The organism is Streptosporangium sp. NPDC006013, assembly GCF_040614275.1.
GTDB lineage: Bacteria > Actinomycetota > Actinomycetes > Streptosporangiales > Streptosporangiaceae > Streptosporangium.
The window spans coordinates 1-2,188 of record NZ_JBEXUE010000849.1 but is presented as its reverse complement, the minus strand read 5'-3'; the positions used below and the strand labels follow the sequence as shown (position 1 = coordinate 2,188).

Sequence of the window (2,188 nt, the reverse complement as noted above, 5' to 3'; positions counted from 1 at the left end):
GAGCCGTCTTCCTTGTCGGTGCACGTGTGCCCGCCTGGCGGGAACACGCCCCTCGACCGGTCGGTCACGCGGGGCCTCAGTAGTTGGTGGACCCGCAGGTGAACGTGGCGCAGGAACGGTAGTTCTGGCAGGTGATGTCGCATGGGTACAGCTGGCTCTCCGCCTGGGCGGGGAGCATGTCCAGAACCTGGACGTCGAGCTCCATCGTGAATTTCCTTTCGTGGCCTACGGCTTTACGGAAATCCGCTGTGACCCGGGCATGCGGATCGCCGGGTACTAGAAACCGTTGGTGTTCAGGCAGGTGATGAGGGTGATGCAGCTGCGCTTCAAGCAGGTGATGTCGCATGGGTAGAGCTGGCTCTCTGTCTGGGCGGGGAGCATGTCCAGGGCCTGGACGTCGAGTTCCATCGTGAATTTCCTTCTGTTGGGGAAAAGACCTCCGCCGGTGAGGCCGGCGGAGTCCGTGAGCGCGGTCAACGATCAAGAATCAGTGGCAGGAAGGCGGGCCCGCGCACGATCAGGTTCGGCTTGTACCCGATGTCGGCGCGGTCGATGGCCAGCGACATCGCCGGGAACCGTTCCAGCGTCTCGGTGAGGAGCGTCCGGGTGTTCCGGCGGGCCAGTTGCGCGCCGAGGCAGCGGTGAATGCCATGCCCGAATGCCAGATGGCGCTTGTCCTCCCGGAGGATGTCGAATCTGTCGGGGTCCGGATAGCGAGCGGGGTCGCGGTGCGCGGATCCGACGAGAAGCAGGACCGTCTCCTGCGCCGCTACCGGCACCCCGCCGATCTCCACGTCCTCGGTGGGGAAGCGCCAGAAGGACGACGCCTGGGGGCCGTCGTATCTGAGCACCTCCTCGATCGCGGCGTCGGCGAGCCTGAGGTCCCGGCGGAGCAGCGCGAGCTGGTCCGGGTGATCCAGCAAGGCCAGGAAGATGTCGCCGACCATGGCGATGGTCGACTCGTACCCCGCCACGACGAGCCCGAGCACCGTGGCGAGCAGTTCGTCTTCGCTGAGCACGCCGGGCACGCGGCTCGCCTCGATCAATTCCGACAGCAGGTCGGAGCCCGGATCCTTCTTCTTGTGGGCGATGAGGTCGCCCGAGTACGCGATCAGTGATTCCACGGCCTCGACCGCCAGATGGCGATGGGCCGGGTCGGCGGTGAATATCAGGTCCCCCCACTCGCGGAGCTGGACGCTGTCACCGGGGGGAGCCCCCAGCACGGCGCAGATCACCTGCACCGCGAGCGGGGTGGCGATCGTGTCCAGCAGGTCCACCGGCTCCTTCACCGGTACGGCGTCGAGGAGAGAATCCGTTATCGACTGCATGGCCGTCTGCCACTGCGCGATGCGCCGTTCGGTGAAGGTCGCGGCCGCCAGTTTCCGAATCCGGGTATGGTCCGGGGGATCCAGGTTCAGCATGGTGCGCGACCCGATCGTGTCGCCGCCGAACGCCAGTCCGGCCTTGTGGAAAGTGAGTGGCGCCTTCGCGTAGTCGCTGCTGAGGCGGGGGTCGGCGAAGCACTCCTTGACGTCCTCGTACCGGCTGATCAGCCAGACATCGACATCGGTGAACGGAATGGTCGTGCGGCAGACGGGATGGTTTTCGCGCAGCAGTTTGTAGGTGGGATACGGATTCCGAAAGAATTCCGGATTGAAAACGGGGAGCGTGCTCAGTTTCCCAGCCCTTTCTCAGGTTACGGCAAATGCCGGGCTGTGCCGTGAGGCCCGGTACGGCGTCGGATACGTCACAGCGGGACGCGGGTGGCTTCGGCGTAGCCGGGCGTACGCCTGCCCGCCGAGATGGTCCCGGACCTGGAACCGGGCGGCTGTGCCGGGGGCGCCAGGCGGACGCAGGCGGCGAGTTCCTCCCGGTCCGGCACGTGCGCGGTCAGGTGGAACGCGTCGAGATCGAGATCCTGCGGATCGTCGAACTCCGCGTCTCCGATCCGGAAGCCGGGCCTGCGGCCCTGGTCGTAGAAGACCTCGGCGCGGAAGCGGCGGATCTCCGCAAGCCGGTCCTGTCTCGATGCTGGGCGTGACCCGGGCGTTCCGCGCACTGGTCCTGGCCGAGCCGGGCACTCCGGAGCGCCGGATCGCGGATGCCTTCCGGGCCGAGGTGGTGGCCGAGTACCAGGGCGGTGCCCGCTTCTACGGGCAGGACGGCACGATCCGCCGCACCCTGGCCA

The 2,188-nt window shown here is 66.9% G+C and carries 4 protein-coding genes; all 4 read right to left on the bottom strand.

The features are described 5' to 3' along the window. Nucleotides 1-76: 76 nt before the first annotated feature. Nucleotides 77-205, bottom strand: coding sequence for a hypothetical protein (locus ABZ260_RS50285; protein ID WP_355632856.1), 129 nt, complete (start codon nucleotides 203-205; stop codon nucleotides 77-79). Between the two features lie 71 nt (nucleotides 206-276). Beyond that, nucleotides 277-408 carry an ALQxL family class IV lanthipeptide gene (locus ABZ260_RS50280; protein ID WP_355632853.1) on the bottom strand — a complete coding sequence of 44 codons (132 nt, stop codon included), beginning with the start codon at nucleotides 406-408 and terminating at the stop codon, nucleotides 277-279. A gap of 65 nt (nucleotides 409-473) precedes the next feature. Then, the gene (locus ABZ260_RS50275; protein WP_355632850.1) at nucleotides 474-1,421 is read right to left on the bottom strand and encodes a cytochrome P450; all 948 of its coding nucleotides are present in this window, start codon (nucleotides 1,419-1,421) and stop codon (nucleotides 474-476) included. Nucleotides 1,422-1,747: 326 nt separating this feature from the next. Next, complete coding sequence (locus tag ABZ260_RS50270) at nucleotides 1,748-2,059, bottom strand: hypothetical protein (RefSeq protein ID WP_355632847.1); 312 nt, start codon at nucleotides 2,057-2,059, stop codon at nucleotides 1,748-1,750. Between the last annotated feature and the right edge of the window lie 129 nt (nucleotides 2,060-2,188).